13 protein-coding genes are annotated in these 20,848 nt (G+C 47.5%); 10 read left to right on the top strand and 3 right to left on the bottom strand.

The genetic code is table 11. From position 1 onward, the window contains the following. Nucleotides 1-2: 2 nt before the first annotated feature. The 10 genes from lepA (at nucleotide 3) to ACTTJF_RS09020 (ending at nucleotide 11,260) form a co-directional block, all read left to right on the top strand. Nucleotides 3-1,793 (top strand): translation elongation factor 4, encoded by a 1,791-nt coding sequence (gene lepA / locus ACTTJF_RS09065; protein ID WP_442551687.1) that lies wholly within the window; start codon nucleotides 3-5, stop codon nucleotides 1,791-1,793. A gap of 283 nt (nucleotides 1,794-2,076) precedes the next feature. After that, nucleotides 2,077-2,766 carry a hypothetical protein gene (locus ACTTJF_RS09060; protein ID WP_442551686.1) on the top strand — a complete coding sequence of 230 codons (690 nt, stop codon included), beginning with the start codon at nucleotides 2,077-2,079 and terminating at the stop codon, nucleotides 2,764-2,766. Nucleotides 2,767-2,775: 9 nt separating this feature from the next. Then, nucleotides 2,776-3,336 carry a YajG family lipoprotein gene (locus tag ACTTJF_RS09055; protein WP_442551685.1) on the top strand — a complete coding sequence of 187 codons (561 nt, stop codon included), beginning with the start codon at nucleotides 2,776-2,778 and terminating at the stop codon, nucleotides 3,334-3,336. Then, on the top strand, nucleotides 3,336-3,908 hold the full coding sequence (locus ACTTJF_RS09050) for a ComF family protein (RefSeq protein ID WP_442551684.1): 573 nt from the start codon (nucleotides 3,336-3,338) through the stop codon (nucleotides 3,906-3,908). The genes ACTTJF_RS09055 and ACTTJF_RS09050 overlap by 1 nt, the downstream gene beginning before the upstream one ends. A gap of 164 nt (nucleotides 3,909-4,072) precedes the next feature. Further along, complete coding sequence (gene gyrA, locus ACTTJF_RS09045) at nucleotides 4,073-6,691, top strand: DNA gyrase subunit A (protein ID WP_442551683.1); 2,619 nt, start codon at nucleotides 4,073-4,075, stop codon at nucleotides 6,689-6,691. A 73-nt stretch (nucleotides 6,692-6,764) separates the two neighbouring features. After that, a complete protein-coding gene (locus ACTTJF_RS09040) occupies nucleotides 6,765-7,271 on the top strand; it encodes an LPP20 family lipoprotein (RefSeq protein WP_442551682.1) in 507 nt (168 codons plus the stop codon). Then, a complete protein-coding gene (locus ACTTJF_RS09035) occupies nucleotides 7,247-7,645 on the top strand; it encodes a hypothetical protein (protein ID WP_442551681.1) in 399 nt (132 codons plus the stop codon). Before ACTTJF_RS09040 ends, ACTTJF_RS09035 begins: the two co-directional genes overlap by 25 nt. Before the next feature lie 3 nt (nucleotides 7,646-7,648). Continuing rightward, on the top strand, nucleotides 7,649-8,818 hold the full coding sequence (locus tag ACTTJF_RS09030; protein WP_442551680.1) for a sigma-54-dependent transcriptional regulator: 1,170 nt from the start codon (nucleotides 7,649-7,651) through the stop codon (nucleotides 8,816-8,818). 526 nt (nucleotides 8,819-9,344) lie between these two features. Next, a complete protein-coding gene (locus tag ACTTJF_RS09025) occupies nucleotides 9,345-10,370 on the top strand; it encodes an aspartate-semialdehyde dehydrogenase (protein ID WP_442551679.1) in 1,026 nt (341 codons plus the stop codon). A gap of 386 nt (nucleotides 10,371-10,756) precedes the next feature. Then, the gene (locus tag ACTTJF_RS09020) at nucleotides 10,757-11,260 is read left to right on the top strand and encodes a YqhA family protein (protein WP_442551678.1); all 504 of its coding nucleotides are present in this window, start codon (nucleotides 10,757-10,759) and stop codon (nucleotides 11,258-11,260) included. A gap of 499 nt (nucleotides 11,261-11,759) precedes the next feature. Here the strand turns inward: ACTTJF_RS09020 and ACTTJF_RS09015 are convergent, their stop codons facing one another. The 3 genes from ACTTJF_RS09015 to ACTTJF_RS09005 form a co-directional block, all read right to left on the bottom strand. Beyond that, nucleotides 11,760-12,689, bottom strand: coding sequence for a ribose-phosphate pyrophosphokinase (locus tag ACTTJF_RS09015; protein ID WP_004321147.1), 930 nt, complete (start codon nucleotides 12,687-12,689; stop codon nucleotides 11,760-11,762). Nucleotides 12,690-13,165: 476 nt separating this feature from the next. Continuing rightward, nucleotides 13,166-16,555, bottom strand: coding sequence for a DUF748 domain-containing protein (locus ACTTJF_RS09010; protein ID WP_442551677.1), 3,390 nt, complete (start codon nucleotides 16,553-16,555; stop codon nucleotides 13,166-13,168). Nucleotides 16,556-16,771: 216 nt separating this feature from the next. Continuing rightward, on the bottom strand, nucleotides 16,772-20,716 hold the full coding sequence (locus ACTTJF_RS09005; RefSeq protein ID WP_442551676.1) for a beta strand repeat-containing protein: 3,945 nt from the start codon (nucleotides 20,714-20,716) through the stop codon (nucleotides 16,772-16,774). Between the last annotated feature and the right edge of the window lie 132 nt (nucleotides 20,717-20,848).

Raw genomic sequence — 20,848 nt, 5'->3', positions numbered from 1 at the left:
TCATGAAAAACATCAGAAATTTTAGCATCATCGCTCATATCGACCACGGCAAATCAACCCTCGCAGACCGCCTGATCCAAGAGTGCGGCGCCGTGAGCGACCGTGAGATGAGCAGTCAAATCATGGACACGATGGATATCGAAAAAGAGCGCGGCATCACGATTAAAGCTCAATCCGTGCGCCTAAACTACGCGCTTGGCGGCGAAAATTTCGTCCTAAATTTGATCGACACTCCGGGCCACGTGGATTTTAGCTACGAGGTGAGCCGCTCTCTGGCTAGCTGCGAGGGCGCACTACTCGTGGTCGACGCTAGCCAAGGCGTAGAAGCGCAGACCATCGCAAACGTCTATATAGCACTTGAAAACAACCTCGAAATCATCCCCGTCATAAATAAAATCGACCTCCCGGCAGCAGACCCTGAGCGCGTAAAAAACGAGATCGAGCACGTCATAGGGCTTGACTGCAGCGGCGCGATCGAGGTCAGCGCTAAAAGCGGCATCGGCATCAAAGAGCTGCTAGAAGCCATCATCACGCGTATCCCGGCTCCCGGCGGCGAGGCGGAAAAGCCGCTAAAAACGCTCATCTACGACAGCTGGTTTGACAACTATCTGGGCGCGCTGGCGCTCGTGCGCGTCTACGACGGCGAGCTAAAGAAAAACGACGAAATCCTAGTCATGGGCACGGGCAAAAAACACATCGTGCTAGATCTCATGTATCCAAACCCCATCGCGCCGATAAAAACGGCAAATTTGGGCGCGGGCGAGGTCGGCATCGTGGTGCTAGGGCTAAAAAACGTCAGCGACGTGCAGGTGGGCGATACGATCACGCTAGCTCGTAACCCCGTAAAAGAGCCCGTAGGCGGCTTTGAGCGGGCTAAGCCGTTCGTATTTGCGGGGCTTTATCCGATCGAAACGGATAAATTTGAGGATCTGCGCGACGCTCTCGATAAACTCAAGCTAAACGACAGCTCCATTAGCTACGAGCCCGAAACATCGGTCGCACTTGGGTTTGGTTTTCGCGTCGGATTTTTGGGGCTACTGCATATGGAGGTTATCAAGGAGCGTTTGGAGCGCGAATTTGACCTCGATCTCATCGCCACGGCTCCGACCGTAACCTACGAAGTCGTACAAACCGACGGTCAAATTTTACGCATCCAAAACCCTAGCCAGCTCCCGCCGGTCAATAAAATCGAGCACGTCAAAGAGCCCTACGTCAAGTCCACGATCATCACTCCAAGCGAGTTTTTGGGCAACATCATCACGCTACTAAACAACCGCCGCGCCGTGCAGACTAAGATGGACTACATCACGCCCGAGCGCGTACTGCTCGAGTACGACATCCCGATGAACGAGATCGTGATGGACTTTTACGACAAGCTAAAATCGAGCACCAAAGGCTACGCGAGCTTCGACTACGAGCCTAGCGACTACCGCGTGGGCGACCTGGTGAAGCTTGATATCAAGGTCGCGGGCGAGACCGTGGACGCGCTCTCTATCATCGTGCCCGAAAGTAAAGCCCAGTCCAAAGGGCGCGACTTCGTAAAAGCGATGAAAGAGATCGTGCCGCGCCAACTCTTTGAGGTGGCTATTCAAGCTAGCATCGGCAACAAAGTCATCGCGCGCGAAACGGTAAAATCTATGGGCAAAAACGTAACCGCCAAGTGCTACGGCGGCGATATCACGCGTAAGCGCAAGCTACTCGAAAAGCAAAAAGAGGGCAAAAAGCGCATGAAAGCTATCGGCAAGGTAAATTTGCCGCAAGAAGCCTTTTTAAGCGTTTTAAAGATAGACTAGCGGCATTTCGCGAGCGTTTTGCGGAGTTATTTGCTACGCTCGCGGCCGCTTTTTATTATCTCGCGGTCAAATTTGAGCTCAAATTTACAAATTTGACCCGCCCAGACCCGCACCGCGAAAATGCTAAATTTGACGCTATCTCCGCTTTAAAATTTCAAAAATCAAATTTAATAAAATTTATACGAATTTCCAATTTCTTCCAAATTTTACGCAAATTTGGAAATTCATCTCAAATTTGGATAGAATTTTGCTTGCGCGATGTAAAATTTACGAAAGGATTTTTATGAAAAATTTTATACTTTTATTTGCGGCGTTCCTTTTTACGGGATGTTTCGGGCTTTTTGAGAGCTCGCCGGAGGTCGCTCAAACTAGCGAAGGCAACGCCAAAGGCTACAAAGAAGTAATGCGTATCAAAGCAGACTGCTCCTCGTGCGCTAGCGGCGGTCAAGACATCAAGATAAACGGCACGGACTACACCAGCGACGTCGCAATAAAATGCTGCATCGCTCAAAGCAGGATCGACACTAACGCGGCCATCAAAAAAGTCTATATCCACAAAATAGCCGACGAAAGAGCAGCTGATAGCGGCATAAAATTTACCTCTAAAAACGGTGCGAAAATGCTCTATCCAAAAGAGCGTTTAGAGAGGCTTTTTCATCTTTTCTTACAAGACGAGCTGTTAAATCGCGGCATCATGGTCGTGGATAGCCAAACATCGCCGTACACGTACAGAGTGGATTTTGCATTTACCGACTACGCAGCATCGTATAGCGAGCCGTCGCAGTATCTAAGCGCGGCGATGAAAGGCAAGCTAGGCGTCAAAAACATAAACAAAACCCGCGTGCTAAATATCTCTACCAGACAAGACGTACGCAAACTCGAGGCCGAGGATACGCAGGACTTTAACCTCTACGTCTACCTTCTGGTTAAACAAGCCGCCAACAAAGCCGCCGAAGAAATCTCGAAACTATAAAGGAAAAATATGAAAAAATTAGCTTTTTACGCCCTTGCCGCGGCGCTTTTTGCCGCGGTCATGAGCGGATGTTCGCAGCGCAGCTCGGTGTTAAATTTGACCCCGTATCAATCAACCTCAAACCAGATGGGCTACCAAAAAAATATCCGTATAAATAGCATCGAGGACGCTCGCGCAAACAAAAGCATAGTCGCCACGATCACGGGCAGCAACGGCAACGTCAAGGAGTACGTCACGCTACAAAACAGCATCGAGGGCTGGCTACAAGACGGCCTTAGCACCGAGCTTAAACGCCTCGGGGCAAATTTGAGCGACTTTGGCGATATCGTCGTGGACGTGCGGATCGTCGAGCTTAAAGCAAATCTAAGCGGCTACTCCACCGACAACCTAAAAGGCTCGGCAAAGCTCACGATAACGGTGCACAGAGGCGATCAAACCATCACCAAAAACGTCTCGCAGGAGCAGACCAAATTTGCCCCGATTCACACGAGCGGCGCGTTTAAGAGCTTTTTTGACGAACTACTCCAAGACATCGTAAAACGCGCGGCGATCCAGATCCTAAAAAGCTGATGAGATGCGCTAACTGCGGGCATCTGAGCCTCGGCGTGATCTGTCAAATTTGCAAAGATCACCTGCTCGCCTCGCCCGCAAGGACGCGCGTTTTGGACGGCGATTTTAAAATTTATAGCTTTTTTGACTACTCCGAAGTTAAAAATTTACTCTACTCAAAGCACCTATTTCACGGCTCTTTCGTCTACGGCGCGCTTGCAAATTTGAGTTTTAAGATTTTTGCACGCAAATTTAGCTTCGGCTCGCCGGTAAATGCCGTACCTATCGACGATAGAGCTGCCAGCGGCTACTCGCATACGGCGATCTTGGCTCGCGCGTTAAAAAGCGCGGAAATCCGTCCGCTTTACGCCTGCATGCACGCAGGCTCAAACGTCAGCTATCACGGCAAAGACCTATCTTTTCGCCTAAAAAATCCGCGAAATTTTAAGCTCTTAAAAACGCCTAAATTTCCCGTTATCTTGATAGATGATATCGTGACGACGGGCACGACGATAGACGAAGCCAGACGGACGCTACAAAAAGCCGGCTGCGAGGTACTTTTTGCGCTGACGCTTGCGGATGCGAGGTATTAAAAGATAGCGGTAAATTTTAGTAAAATTTAGCATTCTAAAAATAGCGAAATAAAACCCCAAATTTCGGCTAAATTTAACCCGATCAAGCCATGAAAAAGTATATCTATTTAGCAAGTTTTTATCAAATTTAAGCTAAAATCGGCAAGTAAATTTTAAGGAAAAATATGGAAAATATATTTGAAAACAATCAAGACATCCAAACCGTCGATATCGAAGAGTCGATAAAAACGAGCTACCTCGACTACTCGATGAGCGTCATCGTCGGTCGCGCCCTGCCTGACGCTAGAGACGGCCTAAAGCCCGTTCATAGACGCATCCTATACGCGATGAACAACCTCGGAGTCGGCAGCCGCAGCCCGTATATGAAGTCCGCGCGTATCGTGGGCGACGTCATCGGTAAGTACCACCCGCACGGCGATACGGCCGTTTACGACGCGCTCGTGCGTATGGCTCAGAAATTTTCCATGCGCTATCCGGCGGTCGACGGCCAAGGCAACTTCGGCTCCATCGACGGCGACGGCGCGGCTGCGATGCGTTATACCGAAGCTAGGATGACCAATCTCACCGAAGAAATCTTGCGCGATATCGAAAAAGACACGGTTGATTTTATCCCAAACTACGACGACAGAGAGACCGAGCCCGACGTCCTGCCTAGCCGCGTGCCGAATTTACTGCTAAACGGCTCTAGCGGTATCGCCGTCGGTATGGCGACGAATATCCCGCCGCATAGCCTTGACGAGCTAATCGACGGGCTTTTGCTCGTGCTTGAAAATAAAAACGCGACGCTAGAAGAGGTGATGCAGTACATAAAAGGACCCGACTTCCCGACTGGCGGGATAATATTTGGTAAAAAAGGCATCATCGAGGCCTACCGCACGGGACGCGGCCGCGTGAAACTACGCGCCAAAACCCATATCGAAAAAAAGCCGAACAAAGACGTCATCGTCGTAGACGAGCTGCCGTATCAGACGAACAAAGCCCGCCTCATCGAGCAGATCGCCGAGCTGGTTAAAGAAAAACAGATCGAAGGTATCAGCGAAGTGCGCGACGAGTCCGATAAGGACGGCATCCGCGTCGTCATCGAGCTAAAACGCGACGCGATGAGCGACATCGTGCTAAACAATCTCTTTAAATCCACGACGATGGAGAGTACGTTTGGCGTCATAATGCTTGCGATAAACAACAAAGAGCCGAAGGTATTTAACCTAATTGAGCTTTTGAAGCTATTTTTAAATCACAGAAAAACCGTCATCATCCGTCGCACGATATTTGACCTAGAAAAAGCCCGTGCTAGAGCGCATATTTTAGAGGGCTTAAAGATCGCGCTAGATAATATCGACGAGGTGATCGAACTCATCAAAAATAGCGCTGACACGCCGAGCGCTCGCGAGGGCTTGGTGGCAAAATTTGGCCTTAGCGAGCTACAAGCAAATGCCATCCTAGATATGAGACTAAGCAAGCTAACGGGTCTTGAGCGCGAAAAACTAGAGGCCGAGCTAGCCGAGCTAATGGCCGAGATCGCGCGCCTTGATGAAATTTTAAAGAGCGAAACCTTGCTAGAAAAGCTAATCAAAGACGAGCTACTTGAGATAAAAAATAAATTTAAAGTGCCGCGCATCACCGAGATCGTGGATGATTACGACGATATCGACATCGAGGACCTCATCCCTAACGAAAATATGGTCGTAACCATCACGCACCGAGGCTATATCAAGCGCGTGCCGAGCAAGCAGTACGAGAAGCAAAAACGCGGCGGCAAGGGCAAGGTCGCGGTAACTACGTACGACGACGACTTTATCGAGAGCTTCTTTACGAGCAACACCCACGACACGCTGATGTTCGTAACCGACCGCGGACAACTCTACTGGCTCAAAGTTTATAAGATCCCTGAAGGAAGCCGCACGGCAAAAGGCAAAGCGGTAGTAAATCTCATCCAGCTACAACCTGACGAAAAGATCAAGGCGATCATCCCGACGACCGATTTTGCGGAGAGTAAATCGCTCGCGTTTTTCACTAAAAACGGCATCGTAAAACGCACGAATTTAAGCGAATTTAAAAACATCCGCTCTATCGGCGTGCGCGCTATCAACCTAGACGAGAACGACGAGCTAGTAACCGCTCTAATCGTCGAGGGCGAGGAAGAGCCGATAAATCTAATCGACGAGCTTGGCGTAGAGACCGAGATAAACGAGATAGAGGCGATAGAAGCCCAGATCGACGAAGAAAATAGCGAGGAAAACGACGAGAACGCGGCCGAAGGAAGCGACGATAGCGAAAAGATGCTATTTATCGTAACCAAAAAGGGAATGTGCCTCAAATTTAAACTCAGCAAAGTCCGCCAGATGGGCAGAACGGCTCGCGGCGTGACGGGTATTAAATTTAAAGAAGCCGGCGACGAGGTCGTGGGCGCAGCCGTCATCGAAAGCAACGAACAAGAAGTGCTAAGCATATCTCAAAAAGGTATCGGTAAACGCACTACTGCAGACGAATACCGCCTAACAAATCGCGGCGGCAAGGGCGTAATCTGCATGAAGCTAACTAACCGCACCGGTGATCTGATCGGCGTCGTGATGGTCGACGAGGAACAAGATCTGATGGCTCTAACCTCAAGCGGCAAGATGATACGCGTCGATATGCAAAGCATCCGCAAAGCAGGGCGCAACACCAGCGGCGTCATCGTAGTAAACGTAGACGGCGACGACGTAGTAAGTATCGCAAAGTGCCCTAAAGCCGACGAAGGCGAGGATGAGGGCGGCGAAGATACGCTAGAAAATTTAGAATGAATTTAGTGTTTTTGGAATACAATTTGCTAGTAAATTTGCAAACAAAAAAACAACTAAATTTAAAGGTTCAAGAATGAAAAAAATTACATTCGCGGTTTTGGGCGCGGTAGCCTTTTTGACGAGCGGTTGCTCTTTTAACAGCCCTTTTGCCTCAGACGAGACCACGTCGGCAAAGCAAGACATCGTCATCCAAAAGGTCGATAAAGAAGACATCAGAAGCGTGATGAAACAAGAAAAGATGATATACGATATCGAACCGGCCGATGCCGTATTTGGCGCCGTGGGCGAGGGTATCGCTCCGACCAACACCGTCTCTCACGCTCAGTCTCTAGCTCTAGCTAAACGCGCTGCCATCGCCGATGCGCACAGACAGCTAGCCGAGAAGCTATACGGAGTCAAGATAAACTCTAAAGACACGGTTAGAGACGCGATGCTTAGAGACTCGACCATCACGACTCAAGTAGCAGGTCTCATCAAAAACGCTTCCATCGTCGAGCACGACTTTAAAGACGGGCTATATCGCGTCAGAATGGAAATGAAAATAGACCAAAGCAAGTGGCAAGAAATTTTTGCTTACTGATTGCCGCTGCGGCGCTTCTTTACGGCTCGGAGGAGTTTATCCTCTGGGCCAAAATCTCCACTAAAAATCACTCTGTCGTTTACGACGATATCGCGCTTTCAAAGGCAATGGTTCTAAGCGAGCTAGAGTACGAGTATCTATGCGAAATAGACGCCCCAAAGCAGCCCGCTCAAAGCTCGCTAGAGTTTTTAAATTTACATAAAAACGAGCTTTTCGAGTGCTTTTTGCCTTATAAATTTAAGGTCGAAGACCGCTTCGTCCAACGCAACAAAAATATGAGCTCCGCAACCGATCTCACGCTGTTTCCCGTGCGTTTTACGGTGAAATTTAAGCCCTCTTCGGCTATCATAAGCGTATTTAAAAACAAAGAGTAAAAGATGAACATCGTAATAGTAGAAGACGACATAAATATGCGCAAGTCCCTAGAGATCGCGCTTGGCGAATACGACGATCTAAAAATCAAAAGTTACAAAAGCGCGGTCGAGGCGCTTAAAAAAATGGGCGAGGACGTCGATCTCATAATCACCGACATCAACATGCCTCAGATAGACGGACTAGAGTTCATCAAGCGTCTGGAGAGCAAATTTGACGTCATCATAATGACGGGCAACGCGACGCTAAACAAAGCTATCGAGAGCGTGCGCCTTGGCGTCAAGGACTTCCTCACGAAGCCTTTTGACGCGCAAACGCTGTACGAGGCGATAAAAAGGGTTGAAATTTTACGCCGTAAACTACCAGCTGCGAGCCTAAAAGCCGCGCAAAACGGGTCAAATTTACAGGCTGATTCGACCGATTTCGTCGCTAGCTCGCCGGCGCTTGCCAATGCGCTAAATTTAGCCTCGCGCGTCGCAAAAACGGACGCCTCGGCGATGCTAATGGGCGAGAGCGGCGTGGGCAAGGAGCTATTTGCTAAATTTATCCACAAAAACTCGCCGCGCAAGGACGGTCCGTTTATCGCGATAAACATGGCCGCGATCCCCGAAAATTTGATAGAAAGTGAGCTTTTCGGCTTTGAAAAGGGCGCATTTACCGACGCCTCGGCGATGAAAAAGGGGCAGTTCGAGCTAGCAAGCGGCGGCACGTTATTTTTAGACGAGATCGGCGAGATGCCGTTAAATCTGCAGCCAAAGCTCCTACGCGCGATCCAGGAGCGCGAGATCACGCGCCTTGGCGCTACAAAGAGCGTCAAGATCGATGTTCGCATCGTATCCGCAACGAACGCGAACCTGCCTGCGATGATCAGCGAGGGTAAATTTAGAGAGGATCTGTTTTACCGCCTAAACACCGTGCCCGTCGCCATCCCGCCGCTAAGAGAGCGAAAAGAGGAGATCTTGCCTATCGCAGAGCGCTTTTTGAAACAAAGCTGCGAGGAGTTTAATCTCGGCGCAAAAAGCTTTTCCAAAGCGGCGGTAAAAGAGCTAGAAAACTACGATTTCCCGGGCAATATCCGCGAGCTCATCTCCGTCGTGCAGCGAGCGGCGATACTGAGCGAAGGCGAGGAAATACAACCCGGCGATCTTTTTTTGCAGGCTCGCAGCAGAAAGTAGCTTAAATTTAAGCTTTACGCGAGTAAAATAAGCGAAATTTTAGCTTAAATTTTAAATTTAGTCGGCCGAGACGGCGACGCTGAAAATGCGACGTGCAGTTTGGCAAATTTGAGCCGGCGAGAAGTAAAATTCAATCGCAAATTTGAGTTAAATTTATCAAACAAGAGCGGTCGCGGATAATTTCAAGACGAAAAATTCAAAATTAGTCCGCGAAACGAGTTTGGTCTTAAGCGCGCGATCCAGCCGATGAAACTAACCGCAAGACGGCTTGCCGCCTAAGATGCAAACAAAATTTAGTCCGCAAAGCCTAACGAGTCTTTGGCGCCGGGTTAAGCCAAAGAGGCTCGTCGCGAGGGCTTTGCCGACCGAGAAGTAAAACCTAAACTTGGTCCGCAAAGTCGGACAAGTCTTTTCGCATCGCATCCGCTTGCGACGAGACTACGCTACGAGGAGTACGGGATCCAACCGATGGGGTTGGTCGCAGGGCGGCTTTGCCGACCGAGAAGTAAAAACAAAGGAGTCTAAAATGAGAAAATTTAACGTTGCCGTCGTAGGCGCAACCGGCGCAGTCGGAGAGGAGCTTTTCCGCGTTATGGAGGAGGTGGATTTCCCGGTGGGCGAGTTGCTACCGCTAGCAAGCGCGAAAAGCGCAGGCACCCAAATAGAGTTTAAAGGCAAAAATCACAAAGTCGTGGAGCTCACCGAGACCGTTTTTGACGAGCATGAGATCGATATAGCGTTTTTTAGCGCAGGCGGATCGGTATCCGAAAAATACGCCAAATTTGCAGCCGCCAGCGGCGCGGTCGTCATCGACAACACCAGCCACTTTAGGATGGACGCGGACGTGCCTCTAGTCGTTCCCGAGTGTAATCCACAGGACATCGCGCAGTGGAAAACCCGCGGCATCATCGCCAACCCAAACTGCTCGACCATCCAAATGGTGCAAATTTTAAAACCGCTAGACGACGCGTACGGCATCAACCGCGTGGACGTCTCGACCTATCAGGCGGCTTCGGGCGCTGGTAAAGAGGGTATGGAGGAGCTAGTCGTGCAGCTACAAAAGTTTTTCGAGTTTAAGCTTGATGAGTGCGAGCCAAAGGTGTTCGCGCACCAGCTAGCATTTAACGTCATCCCGCACATCGACGTGTTTTTGGACAACGACTACACGAAAGAGGAGATGAAAATGGTCAACGAGACCCAAAAAATCCTCCACAAAAATATGGAAGTGAGCGCGACCTGCGTGCGCGTGCCGGTGCTTCGCAGCCACTCAGAGGCTATCACGATTCATTTTGACAGAGACGTGGACGCCGCAGCCGCTCGCGAAATTTTGCGCAAAGCGCCTAGTATCGTGGTCGTGGATGAGCCAGCCGCGAAAAAATACCCGATGCCAAGCATCTCAAGCGACACCAACGAAACCTACGTCGGACGTATCAGAGTGGATAACTACCGCAAAAACATCCTTCATCTGTGGTGCAGCGCCGACCAGATCCGCGTGGGAGCGGCGACCAATGCCGTAAGAATCGCGCAAAAATGGATAGAGATGCAGGAGTAGCCGCCCGCATTTTGTTTAAATTTGCCGAATTTGCGCTTTAGTTTTGGCGTGAATTCGGCTAAAATTTGATGATTTTAAAATATAAAATCGCATTTTTCAGATACGAATTTTCTACTAGCTTTTTAAATTTGACGCGTAAGTTTACCCGCACCTTTACAGAGCAAACCGCGCCGTCAAATTTACGCAATCAAATTTAATAAACTCAAATTTGACTCGCCCGTCAAGTAGTCGCGCTCGCCAAAACGAGCTTTATAAAATCCGCGCGAAACTCAAATTTAACCCCGCCCGATAACAACCCAAACCGCACGCACCGACTCTAATCCACGCCCTAGCTTTAAGGAAAATATTATAAAATACGCGTTTTATTTTTTAAACAAAGGAAATTAATGCGTAAAGCTTTTGAAAAAATCCTACTCTTTAGCAACAACTTCACGCTCCTGCCCGTAGTGTTCGGCTTGCTCGGCGCGATCGTGCTTTTCGTCATCGCCAGCTACGACGTGGGCAAGGTTTTCGTCGCCGTTTATCACTACTTTTTCGGCGATTTTCACCCCGAGAATTTTCACTCCGACGTCGTCGGCGAGATCGTGGGCGCGATCGACCTCTACCTCATGGCGCTCGTGCTTTACATCTTTAGCTTCGGCATTTACGAGCTGTTTATCTCCGAGATCGAGGAGCTCAAGCAGTCCAAACAGAGCAAAGTCCTCGAGGTGCACTCGCTCGACGAACTCAAGGATAAACTGGGCAAAGTCATCATCATGGTGCTTATCGTTAACTTTTTTCAGCGCGTTTTGCATGCAAATTTCACCACGCCGCTTGAGATGACCTATCTCGCCGCCTCGATTTTGGCGCTTTGCTTGGGACTTTACTTCCTACACAAGGGCGAGCACTGAGGCTTTTTGCGAGCCTAACTTCTGGCTCGCTTTTTAGATTCGCTCCAAATTTTGCCGCCGTGCCGCATGTGAATAACTTTTAAATTTCGCCTTTATCATTAAGTTTTATTTCAAAATTTCCCCAAATTTAAAGCTATATAAATTTAAGTTCTATTTTAGTAGCAAATGCCGATTTAAAGGGCTTTGGAGATTAAATTTAAGATTACAAAATTAACCAAAATAATATAAATTATTTCACTTTTCACTCCGTGAAAAAAACGTGAAAAGTTACGTTTAATTTCAGTCTTTTTTGAGTAAATTTGACGCAGTCAAATTTGACCGGCACGACCCGCATCTTTACGGCATAAACCAAAATTGATTCGAATTTTCGGGTTGTAAATTGGGAGTTAAATTTGATGTTTCAAAAAATAGGTATAAATTTAAAAACGGTGCAGACTCGTCGCATGCGCCGTCAAGGGGTAGATTTAATCAAAACCGGCGACCAAAGCGCCGCCTAAAATCAGTCAAATAGCGAATTTACGCTTTCGTTATGATACACGCGTCTGATCACTTCGCCAAAAATCGGCGCGACGCTGAGCACTTTTATCTTTTCGTTTTCCTCGCGTAGCGGTATCGTGTCTGTCACCACTAGCTCGTCTAGAGCGCTATCTGCGAGGTTTTCGTAGGCTTTGCCCGAGAGTACCGCATGCGTGCAGCACGCCATCACCGAGGTTGCGCCGCGCTCTTTAAAGACTTTTGCCGCCTTTACTATCGTACCGCCCGTGTCGATCATATCATCGACTAGGATCACGTCCTTGCCCGCTACGTCGCCGATCACGTTCATTACTTCGCTCTCGTTAGCCTTTTCGCGGCGTTTATCGACGATAACGATGTCGAGATTTAGGGCTTTTGCGACGCTTCTAGCGCGCGCGACGCCGCCGATATCGGGGCTAGCGATGATAGGATTTTTGAGATTTTTGTTTTTGATGTGGTCGTTAAAGATGATCGAGCCGTAGAGGTTATCGACCGGGATGTCGAAAAAGCCCTGAATTTGGCCCGCATGAAGGTCGATCGTGACGACGCGGTCGATGCCCGCCGTTTGCATCATATTTGCCACGAGTTTTGCCGTGATAGGCACGCGAGGAGCGGCCTTGCGGTCTTGGCGCGCGTAGCCGAAATACGGCACCACCGCCGTTATCGAGCTAGCCGAGCTGCGCTTAAGCGCGTCGGTTAGGATCAAAAGTTCCATCAAATTTACGTTTGCCGGCGCGCAGGTAGGCTGGATGATGAAAATGTCCTTGCCGCGCACGCTCTCGCCGATTTGCACGCTGATCTCGCCGTCGCTAAAGCGCTTGATCGTAGCTTCGCTGAGCGGAAGCGATAAATAATGCGAAATTTTCTTTGAAAACGCCGGATTTGCGGTACCCGAAAAGATTTTGTAACCTCTCATAACGATTAACCTTTATAAAATTTTTATCTAATTTTACCGAACTAAAACTTAAATTCGTAGATTTTTGCAGACGAATTTTCACTTTGATCGGCTTGCGTTTCGGTTTTTAACGCGCTAGTTTGGGCTACCCGCGAACTAATATTTTTAAAAATTTCGCGACGCCGACCGCCTCAAGGAGGCTATTTTTTAGGCAAATTTTACCTCTACTTTTAAAATATCGCGAATTTATCTCGCGTCAAATTTGCCCTTAAAAACAGCAATCTTGAAAACGCGAAAATTTAAGCCTCGCTAGAGTTTGGCGTAAAATTTAACCGAGCCAAATTTAGCATTTTCGCGGCGCGGGTCTGGCCGCGTTAAATTTGCAAATTTAGGCCCAAAAAACCTTTGCCGCAAGCAAGGCGAACAAACAAGAACGCGGTCGCGACAAAAATACACAACCGCTCAAAACCATACGGAAAAGCCGCAACCGCGCAAATTTAGTCCGCCACGCCCATCATCATGCTTGAGTATTCGCCCTGTTTGACGTCAGTTTTTTCAGGCTTTTTAACGACCATCCTATCCTCAGCCAGTCCCGCCTGCGCTAGGGCAGCCTTGATGGCCTGGGCTCTTGCGCTAGCAAGCTCCAGCAGCTGCTCTTTTTTTATCTCGATACCCTTTAGCGCAGCTTCTCTGAGCGCCTTTTCGTCGGTGCTTTTTTCTTTAGGAGCCAGCGACGCGAGCGCTCCTGCGTAGTCCTTGCCCGTTTGCGCCATCGTTTGGCTGATTTTTTCGTTTAGTTTCGCGTTTTTTAGCGCCGTTACGTCCACGTCCGAGTAGGCGGGCGTGATGCTTAGCTTCATCTTAGGCTTCGCCGTCGTTAGCTTGATAAAGTCGGCTATTTTAGCCTGCTCAGATACGATTAGCTCGGCGTTTGCAGGCATAAAGTCGATAGTGTTTAGATCCTTACTGCTTAGTCCTAGCATATTACCCAAAAATCTAAACGGGGCCAGCGTGATGTCGGCAAATAGCTTCTTAACCGCTTCCCAGACGATACCGCCGTATTTAAAGTCCGGGTCGTTTAGGTCGCCCTCTACCGGCAGGTCGATGTTGATCTGATTATTTTGATCGCTCAGGATCGAGATAGCAAGCGATAGAGGCAGGTTTACCGCGTCTTTTGACTCGACCTTCTCGCCTAGAGTGAGCGTGTCTAGGTTTACGACGTTGCTACCGTTTAGCTTAGAGTCCATAACCTCGTAGTTTAGGGTCAAATTTAGCTTGCCTTTTTCGATCTTATAGCCCAAAAACTGCCCGCTATAAGGCGTCACGTCGACTAGATCGATGTCTTTAAAGCCGAGCTTAACCTCCGTACTCTTTTTAGGGTCGTACGGTAGTAGCTTGAGCCCGATCTTGCTAAAGCCGCTCTTGCCGACTACGCCCTCAAAGGTACCCATCGTCGGGCGAGCGCTGTCGATATCCATCAGTACGCCTTCTAGCTTGGTGATCTTAGTCGCAAACGGCATAAATAGCGACGCGTCGGAGAAGTCCACGTCGCCGTTTTCTACGAGGATATTTTTGATAGCAAAATCAAACTCGCCCTCTTTTTTCTGAGTTTTTACGGCCTCGGCGGTCTTTTCGTTTTTAGAGGCGGTTTGTTTCGCGTCCGTATTTTGCGAGTTTTCGCTCTCGCTCTTTTTCACGAGACGGCTTAGGTTAAATTCGCGCTCTTTATTTAGATGCGTCTTTAAAAACGGCGCGCTAAGAGTCACGCGCTCTAAATTTAAGAAATTTTTTGCAAACGAAATTTTAGATAGTTTGAGGTTTTTAAAAGCGAACACCTTATCGCCAGAGCCATCCGCAAGCTCGATGTTTGCGATGTTTGCCTTACCGCTTACAGTGGCGTCCGCGGCATATTTTAGGTTTAGTTCGGCATTTAGCTCGCCGCTTTTTAGGCTCGCGTCCAGATAGTTTTTAGCGTAGGCGAAGTAGCGAGGCAAATTTGCGTCGTTTAGCTTCACGTCCGCTTCGATATTTAGGGGTTCAGGCGTGATTTTACCGTTTAGCGCCAAATTTAGCTTTTGCGAGCTTTTCATGTCGATTTTGGCGCTCACGGGCGAGGCTAAATTTTCGCTGATATTTTGTAAATTTACATTTAGTCCGTCAAATTTGTGCGCTATCTTTTGCCCCTCAAAGACATGGGTTATACCTATGTCGGCTCCCGTAACGGCGACGTTTTTGACGCTAAATTTAAATCCGCTCTTTGTATCTTGAGCGCTTTTTTGTTCGGTTTTTTGGCTCTTTTTTGAGGCGGTTTTTTCTGCCGTTTTTTGAGATTTGGCAGGTTTTTTCGCGCTTGATTTTTTAGCGGCGGCTTTTTCTCCGTTTAAGCCAAGCTCGCTAATAGCGCTAAGCTCGCCGTTTTCTTTTAGCTCGGTTGTAAATTTAGGCTTATTTATGCTGACGCTTTCGATGCGTAGCGCCGTTTTAGCTAGATCTAGATCCGTATCCTTCACGCCGATTTCAGCTACGGCGGCGATCTCTTTATTTTTTGTTTTTAGCGCGATTTTTTGAGCTTTTATTTCGCCGATAGAGGCTGTGCTGGCGTTATTTTCCAGCGTAAATTTAGGCGCGTTTATGATGAGCTTTTCTAGGCTTGCCGCGCCGTTTTTACCGACCGGGGCGGAGGCGGCGCTAAGAGTTAAATTTTTTAGGCTAGCTGCGATATTTTGCCCGTTTGTTTTGGCGCCCAGCTCGCTTGCGTTTGCGTCTTTTAGCTTTATCTCGCCGACGCTTTTTTCGGTCAAATTTATACCGCTAACGCCCACGATTTTTAGCGCTACAGAGGCGTTTATATCGCCTTTTTCATTCATATCCGCCTTGAGCGCGACGCCGCTTAAATTTAGTATGTTTAAATTTGCCTGCGCCTCGCCTTTAAAGCTCGTGTTTTTAAATTTTATCTCGCCGATATCGGCCGCGAAGCTTCTTTTTTCGCCGGCATGGGCGCTTATCTCGATGCTCGGTAGATCAAGCTCCTCTAGGCTCAAATTTTGCCCCTCTAGCTGCGCCTCAAACGACTTTAAATTTAAAGCGGCGTTTTTTAAAGCGCCCTTGATAACGCCGCCGTCCGCGCTTAGTTCGTAGCCGGTTTTCGCGTTTATAAGCGCGCTATTTATGCGCAGATCTTGCGTGTCGATGAAGCTAAGAGCGACGGGGCGGACGTTAAAGTCCTTTAGGCTAAGCTCGCCGTAAACTCGAAGCGGCGCAAGGTCGATGCCGCCCTGCCAGTCTAGCTTTTGCGCTAGCGTGGAGTTTGCGTCAAAAACGTGCTTGCCAGCGCTATTTTGCTCGGTATTTATGCCCGATATCTCGTAGTTTATGCCCTCAAATTTGGCGCTAAACGGCTGTTTTAAACTCTCGTCCGAGTAGGCAAACGAGCCGCCGATTATCTTTGTGCTGTTTAGAGCGAAATTTATGCTGCTAGTTTCGTTATTTTCGGTGCTAGTAGCGTTTGACTCGCTTAAAAACGTAGCTAAATTTAGCGTGCCGTTTTTATCTCTAGCGATATTTACGCTTGGGCTTTCAAAGTGCAAGATATCGACTTCCGCGAGCTTTTTAAAGAGCGAAAAAGGCTTAAGCTTGACGTCGATTTGCTCCGCACTAAAAAGCGGCGCGGTCGTGTTTAGCTCGGGGCGCGTAACGTTTAGCTCGAAAGTAAAGGGGTTAAATTTAGCCTCCGCCACGCTAAGGCTCGCGTTCATATCCTTTAGCTTTGCGGGCAGTGTATTTTTAAGCGCGTAAGGAACACCTAAAAAGCCCGCGAGCGTGTAGATGAGCAGCAAGCCCGCGAGCGAGCCTAGGATAATAAGAGCGATTTTTTTACTTTTTTGCATAAATTTGCCTCGATTTTTTTGGCGGATTTTACAAGGATTTTGATTAAAGGGCGGTTATTTTGGCGGATTTGCGAGTAAAATTTGGAGATGTTTTGAGATTTGAAGCGGGCGTAAAATTTAGCCCGCAAATTTAGCTTTAAAGGCCAAATTTACGGGCTAAATTTATAGATCGCTCAAGCTCGGCAATTTTTAAACCGCCGAGCTTAGCGGTAAAATTTACAGATCGGTAGTGACGTCGTTTTCTACCTTGATCGTTACGGTTTGAGCCACGCCGTTATCGTCGTTTGCGCTGCCCGTAAACGACTTATGCGTAGCGTCAGATCCATCCGCACTCCATTGACCGCTCGATTTTGATTTTACGGCATCATCGCTGCCGCCCTTGATCTCTAGCGTCTTGTCTTGGGCGCCAAGGTCTAGCACGTCTTTTGGATCGACGTTTAGCACGGCGTTATTTACGGCACTTACGTCGACCGAGTTTATATTTTCCGCTACTTTTGCGATCTTTGATAGATCAATATTGCCGTCTCCATCTAGGCTGTTTACGACTAGGTTGCCACTGTTGTTAGTAGTCGTCATTTTGGTATCGTTGCCTGCACCTAAATCAACGTTCTTTACGGTCGCTCCGTCTTGGACGATGAGCGTATCATCATAGCTACCCGTTCTTACAGTTTTTACTACAGTGCCTGCGTCTTTTACCATCACAGTATCCTTGGTATTTCCGCCAGTATTTATATCGTCCCTAAAGTCAGTGGTAGTATCTACAGAGTCTACCTTCGCTCCACTTTGAACGACAATAGTCTGCTCGCCGCTAGCTCCGTAGGCGTATAGAGCGCCCCTTACCTCGGCGCCGTCTTCGACGGTGATAGGCGCATTGCCGTTGCTTTGTATTCCGCCCACGCTAGTACCCTCACCCGAGACCGTTACGGTGCCGTTTCCGGTATTTGCGCTAACTGCGTGCTCGATATAGGCTTTGTTGTCTACGCGTATAATATCATCACCGGCGTGACCGCTGATGGAGTGCGCTCTCGTACCGCTTCCGGTTACGGTTATCTTATCATCGCCGCCCCAGCCGGCTATGCCCGCATTTACCGCATGCGCTCCGTCGCTTAACACTATCTTATCATTGCCTTCGCCGCCCGTGATGCTTCCGTTTACTTTAAGCTCCGGAGTGGTTAGCGCTTCGCCCACTACCGTTCCGGCGCCGGTTACGGTTATCTTGTCTTCGCCCGCGCCGCCTTCTACGGTTTTCTTGACTTTTGATCCGCTTGTTACATCGATCTCGTCTACATCTATACCGCCCAAAACGCTGCCTTCGATAGTAGAATTTGAAACTTCGATAATATTTTTGCCGCCATAGGTGCTGCCTTCGACGTTGCCTTTTACGGTGGCGTTTTGGACGGTGATATTATTTCCGTCGGAATCCTGAGCCGCACCGTATACGCTAGGATTTTCTCCATTGCCGCCCTTTACGCTTCCTTCTACGGTAGCGCCGTCTAAAATTTTAATGGTATCACCGTCTTCGTTGCCTTCTACATTTTCTGTTACAACAGTGCCAGCTCCAGTTATAGTTATATTATCATTACCCCATCTTCCAACTATACCATCGACTTTTGCACCTTTTTCTACCAATATCGTATCATCGCCGCCTCTACCGTTTATGGCACTGACGTAAGTTCCCGCACCACTTACGGTTACCTCATCATCACCTTCATCTGCTATGATGAGCTTGGTCTTTGCGCCGTCTTTTACTTTAATAATATCGTTGCCATCTCCACCTAATATATTTTTTGCGCTAGTTCCTTTGCCGCTTAATGTTATAGTATCAGCATCGGCACCATTATCTACTATATCTAGGCTTGGATTTACACGCTTTTCATGAACATCATTCATGGTTTTCGTGTCGCCATATATTGACCCACTTACTTTAGCGCCACTCTCCAGACTTATGATATCTGCACCGCCGTTACCGTATATTTTTCCGACAGTAGCATTACTTTTTGCACTTATAGTATCTACACCGTCGTTGCCTTCTATAGTAACGACCTTGGCTTTATTTTCGACGGTTATAGTATCGTTGCCCTTATCGCCTTTTACTTCTTTTACGTAAGTATTTTCTCCAGAAACCTCGATAGTATCGTTATCTAGATCTCCGCTAACGTAGCCTTCTACCCTAGCGCCGTTTCTAACGTAAATTTTATCATCGCCGTGTCCGCCCTCGATTTTTTCTGCCACGGTGGCGTTATCTACGGTGATAGTATCTACGCCTTTATCGCCATGCACCGATTTTACTTTGGCTTTATTACTGATCGTTATCGTAGAGTCGCCCGAGCTTACGTCGCCGACGCGAGATACTTCGGTATTTTCTCCGGTGACGGTTATGGTGTTATTTCCGGTTTCATTGTACATATTATCATATTTACCGTTTGCTCCGTAAACCCAGCCGGCTACTTTCGAGCCTCCCTCTACGGTGATAGTATTGCTACCTTGATCTCCGGAAATATTGCCTTTTACGTTAGATTCGTTTTGTACAGAGATCGTATCATTGCCCTCGCCCCCTATGATAGCCTCTTTGATATCATTACCTTTAGAATCTTTAGCGGCTCGTCCATTTACCGTAGAGTTATTTACGGTTATTTTATCGTCTCCGCCTTCACCGTCGATAATTCCGTTAATAACGCTACGGTCTGATATCTCTATAGTATCGGTACGACCTCCGCCCCAAATTGCACCGTTAACGGTTGAATTTTTGATTGTTATAGTATCTGCGCCATTAACCGTATCAAAGACATCGTTTCCATCTCCATTAATACCCTCGAATTGACCTTTATTAGATGAGTCGTCTCCATTAAAATTACCCCTGTCTTTATTGGTTGGATTTCCATAGAAACTACCTTTTCCGCCGACCGTTGAATCAATTATATTTATTGTATCGCCATCGGATTCAGCCCTTACACCGCCGACTTTAGAATTGTTGGTTACGTTTATAGTATCGCTACCTTTGCCAGTATAGATAGTTCCTCTTACGGTAGCATTATTATCTATCGTTACCTTATCATTATTTATACTATTTATATCTATATCAAAGGATACGGTAGCTTTGTCTTTTACGGTTACAGTATTAGTCCAATCTTCATTTTTAAATCCTTCATCATGATTATATTTATAGCCCGTTACTCTACTTACAGCAGTGTCTTTGCCCTCTATAGTTACCTCGTTTTTACCATGACCTAGTTGAACGCCAGATCTTTGTTGAAATTGAGCTTCCATAGAAATTCTATCCTCATCGGTAATTTCACGACCGTCTTTATATTTATCTATGCTCTTATATCTGTCAGATACATCTTCAACTCCTACAGTACCGACAGTAGCTCCGCCTTTTATGTTAATCTTATCATCGCCGTCGCCGTCGTAAATTCCAGCTTTAACTTTGGCTTTATTTGTGATGTTAATAGTATCATCGCCATCGCCGGCTATTATACCGCCTTGTCTTATCTTATAGCCAGTATGATTTACTATTTCTTCACCATTTACTTTCGTGCCTTCCCCGTCTACATTTATCGTGTCGTTGCCGCTACCGCTATTGATATTAGTTAAAATTTCGGCTCCATTTTTAACGTTGATCGTATCATCTCCAGTTCCTGTAGAGATCATCTGCACTTTAGCTCCGTCTACGGTTATGTCATCGGCCTTATCGGAACCAAAAATTTTAGGTTTTACAGTATCATCTACTTTTACTACGGTAGTATCCGCTTTACTTTCATATCCTGAAGTATTGGTATTCTCTCCGGCCACTACTAGCTTTTTAGCATTATCCGATCCTATAATAGTCGATTTATCTTTGCTTATGAACCAACCGTCTTGGTAATCGAATTTGTCTTGATAATTTTCTATATAGTGTTTTTGTAGAAGTTTATCTCCTGCGCTTATCTCGCCTTTATTTATAGTTAATCCGTCTACGGCGTCTTTAAATGCTTTTGATATATCTGAATCAGATATCTTTTGAGCCTGAGATGCATCACTAGTAGCCGATATAGAACTTTTATCTTCGCCCTGAACCGCATTTAAACTTTTAAAATAATCATTAGATCTATCTAGGGATGGATCCATATTGCTATCACGCATAGTATTGTAGTTTGACGTTGTTTCGGCATTTATTCCCAATTTTCCACTATTATTCCTACCCATCTCTATATTATATGCAGATGAAGGAATTTCCATTATTGTCGGAGCTGGTTCCGGTTCAGGCTGGCTTGGTTGTTCAGGCTGGCTTGGTTGTTCAGGCTGGCTTGGTTG

The sequence above is a fragment of the Campylobacter sp. genome (assembly GCF_052170435.1).
GTDB lineage: Bacteria > Campylobacterota > Campylobacteria > Campylobacterales > Campylobacteraceae > Campylobacter_A.
The sequence above is the reverse complement of the archived record's forward strand: the minus strand, read 5'-3'. Positions and strand labels throughout refer to the sequence as shown.

What these genes read in the sequence shown, in the direction of transcription:
- ACTTJF_RS09025 (WP_442551679.1), top strand. Translation starts at nt 9,345, where the DNA reads ATGAGAAAATTTAACGTTGCCGTCGTAGGCGCAACCGGCGCAGTCGGA.
- lepA (WP_442551687.1), top strand. Translation starts at nt 3, where the DNA reads ATGAAAAACATCAGAAATTTTAGCATCATCGCTCATATCGACCACGGC.
- ACTTJF_RS09055 (WP_442551685.1), top strand. Translation starts at nt 2,776, where the DNA reads ATGAAAAAATTAGCTTTTTACGCCCTTGCCGCGGCGCTTTTTGCCGCG.
- ACTTJF_RS09020 (WP_442551678.1), top strand. Translation starts at nt 10,757, where the DNA reads ATGCGTAAAGCTTTTGAAAAAATCCTACTCTTTAGCAACAACTTCACG.
- ACTTJF_RS09010 (WP_442551677.1), bottom strand. Translation starts at nt 16,555, where the DNA reads ATGCAAAAAAGTAAAAAAATCGCTCTTATTATCCTAGGCTCGCTCGCG.
- gyrA (WP_442551683.1), top strand. Translation starts at nt 4,073, where the DNA reads ATGGAAAATATATTTGAAAACAATCAAGACATCCAAACCGTCGATATC.
- ACTTJF_RS09060 (WP_442551686.1), top strand. Translation starts at nt 2,077, where the DNA reads ATGAAAAATTTTATACTTTTATTTGCGGCGTTCCTTTTTACGGGATGT.
- ACTTJF_RS09030 (WP_442551680.1), top strand. Translation starts at nt 7,649, where the DNA reads ATGAACATCGTAATAGTAGAAGACGACATAAATATGCGCAAGTCCCTA.
- ACTTJF_RS09040 (WP_442551682.1), top strand. Translation starts at nt 6,765, where the DNA reads ATGAAAAAAATTACATTCGCGGTTTTGGGCGCGGTAGCCTTTTTGACG.
- ACTTJF_RS09050 (WP_442551684.1), top strand. Translation starts at nt 3,336, where the DNA reads ATGAGATGCGCTAACTGCGGGCATCTGAGCCTCGGCGTGATCTGTCAA.
- ACTTJF_RS09015 (WP_004321147.1), bottom strand. Translation starts at nt 12,689, where the DNA reads ATGAGAGGTTACAAAATCTTTTCGGGTACCGCAAATCCGGCGTTTTCA.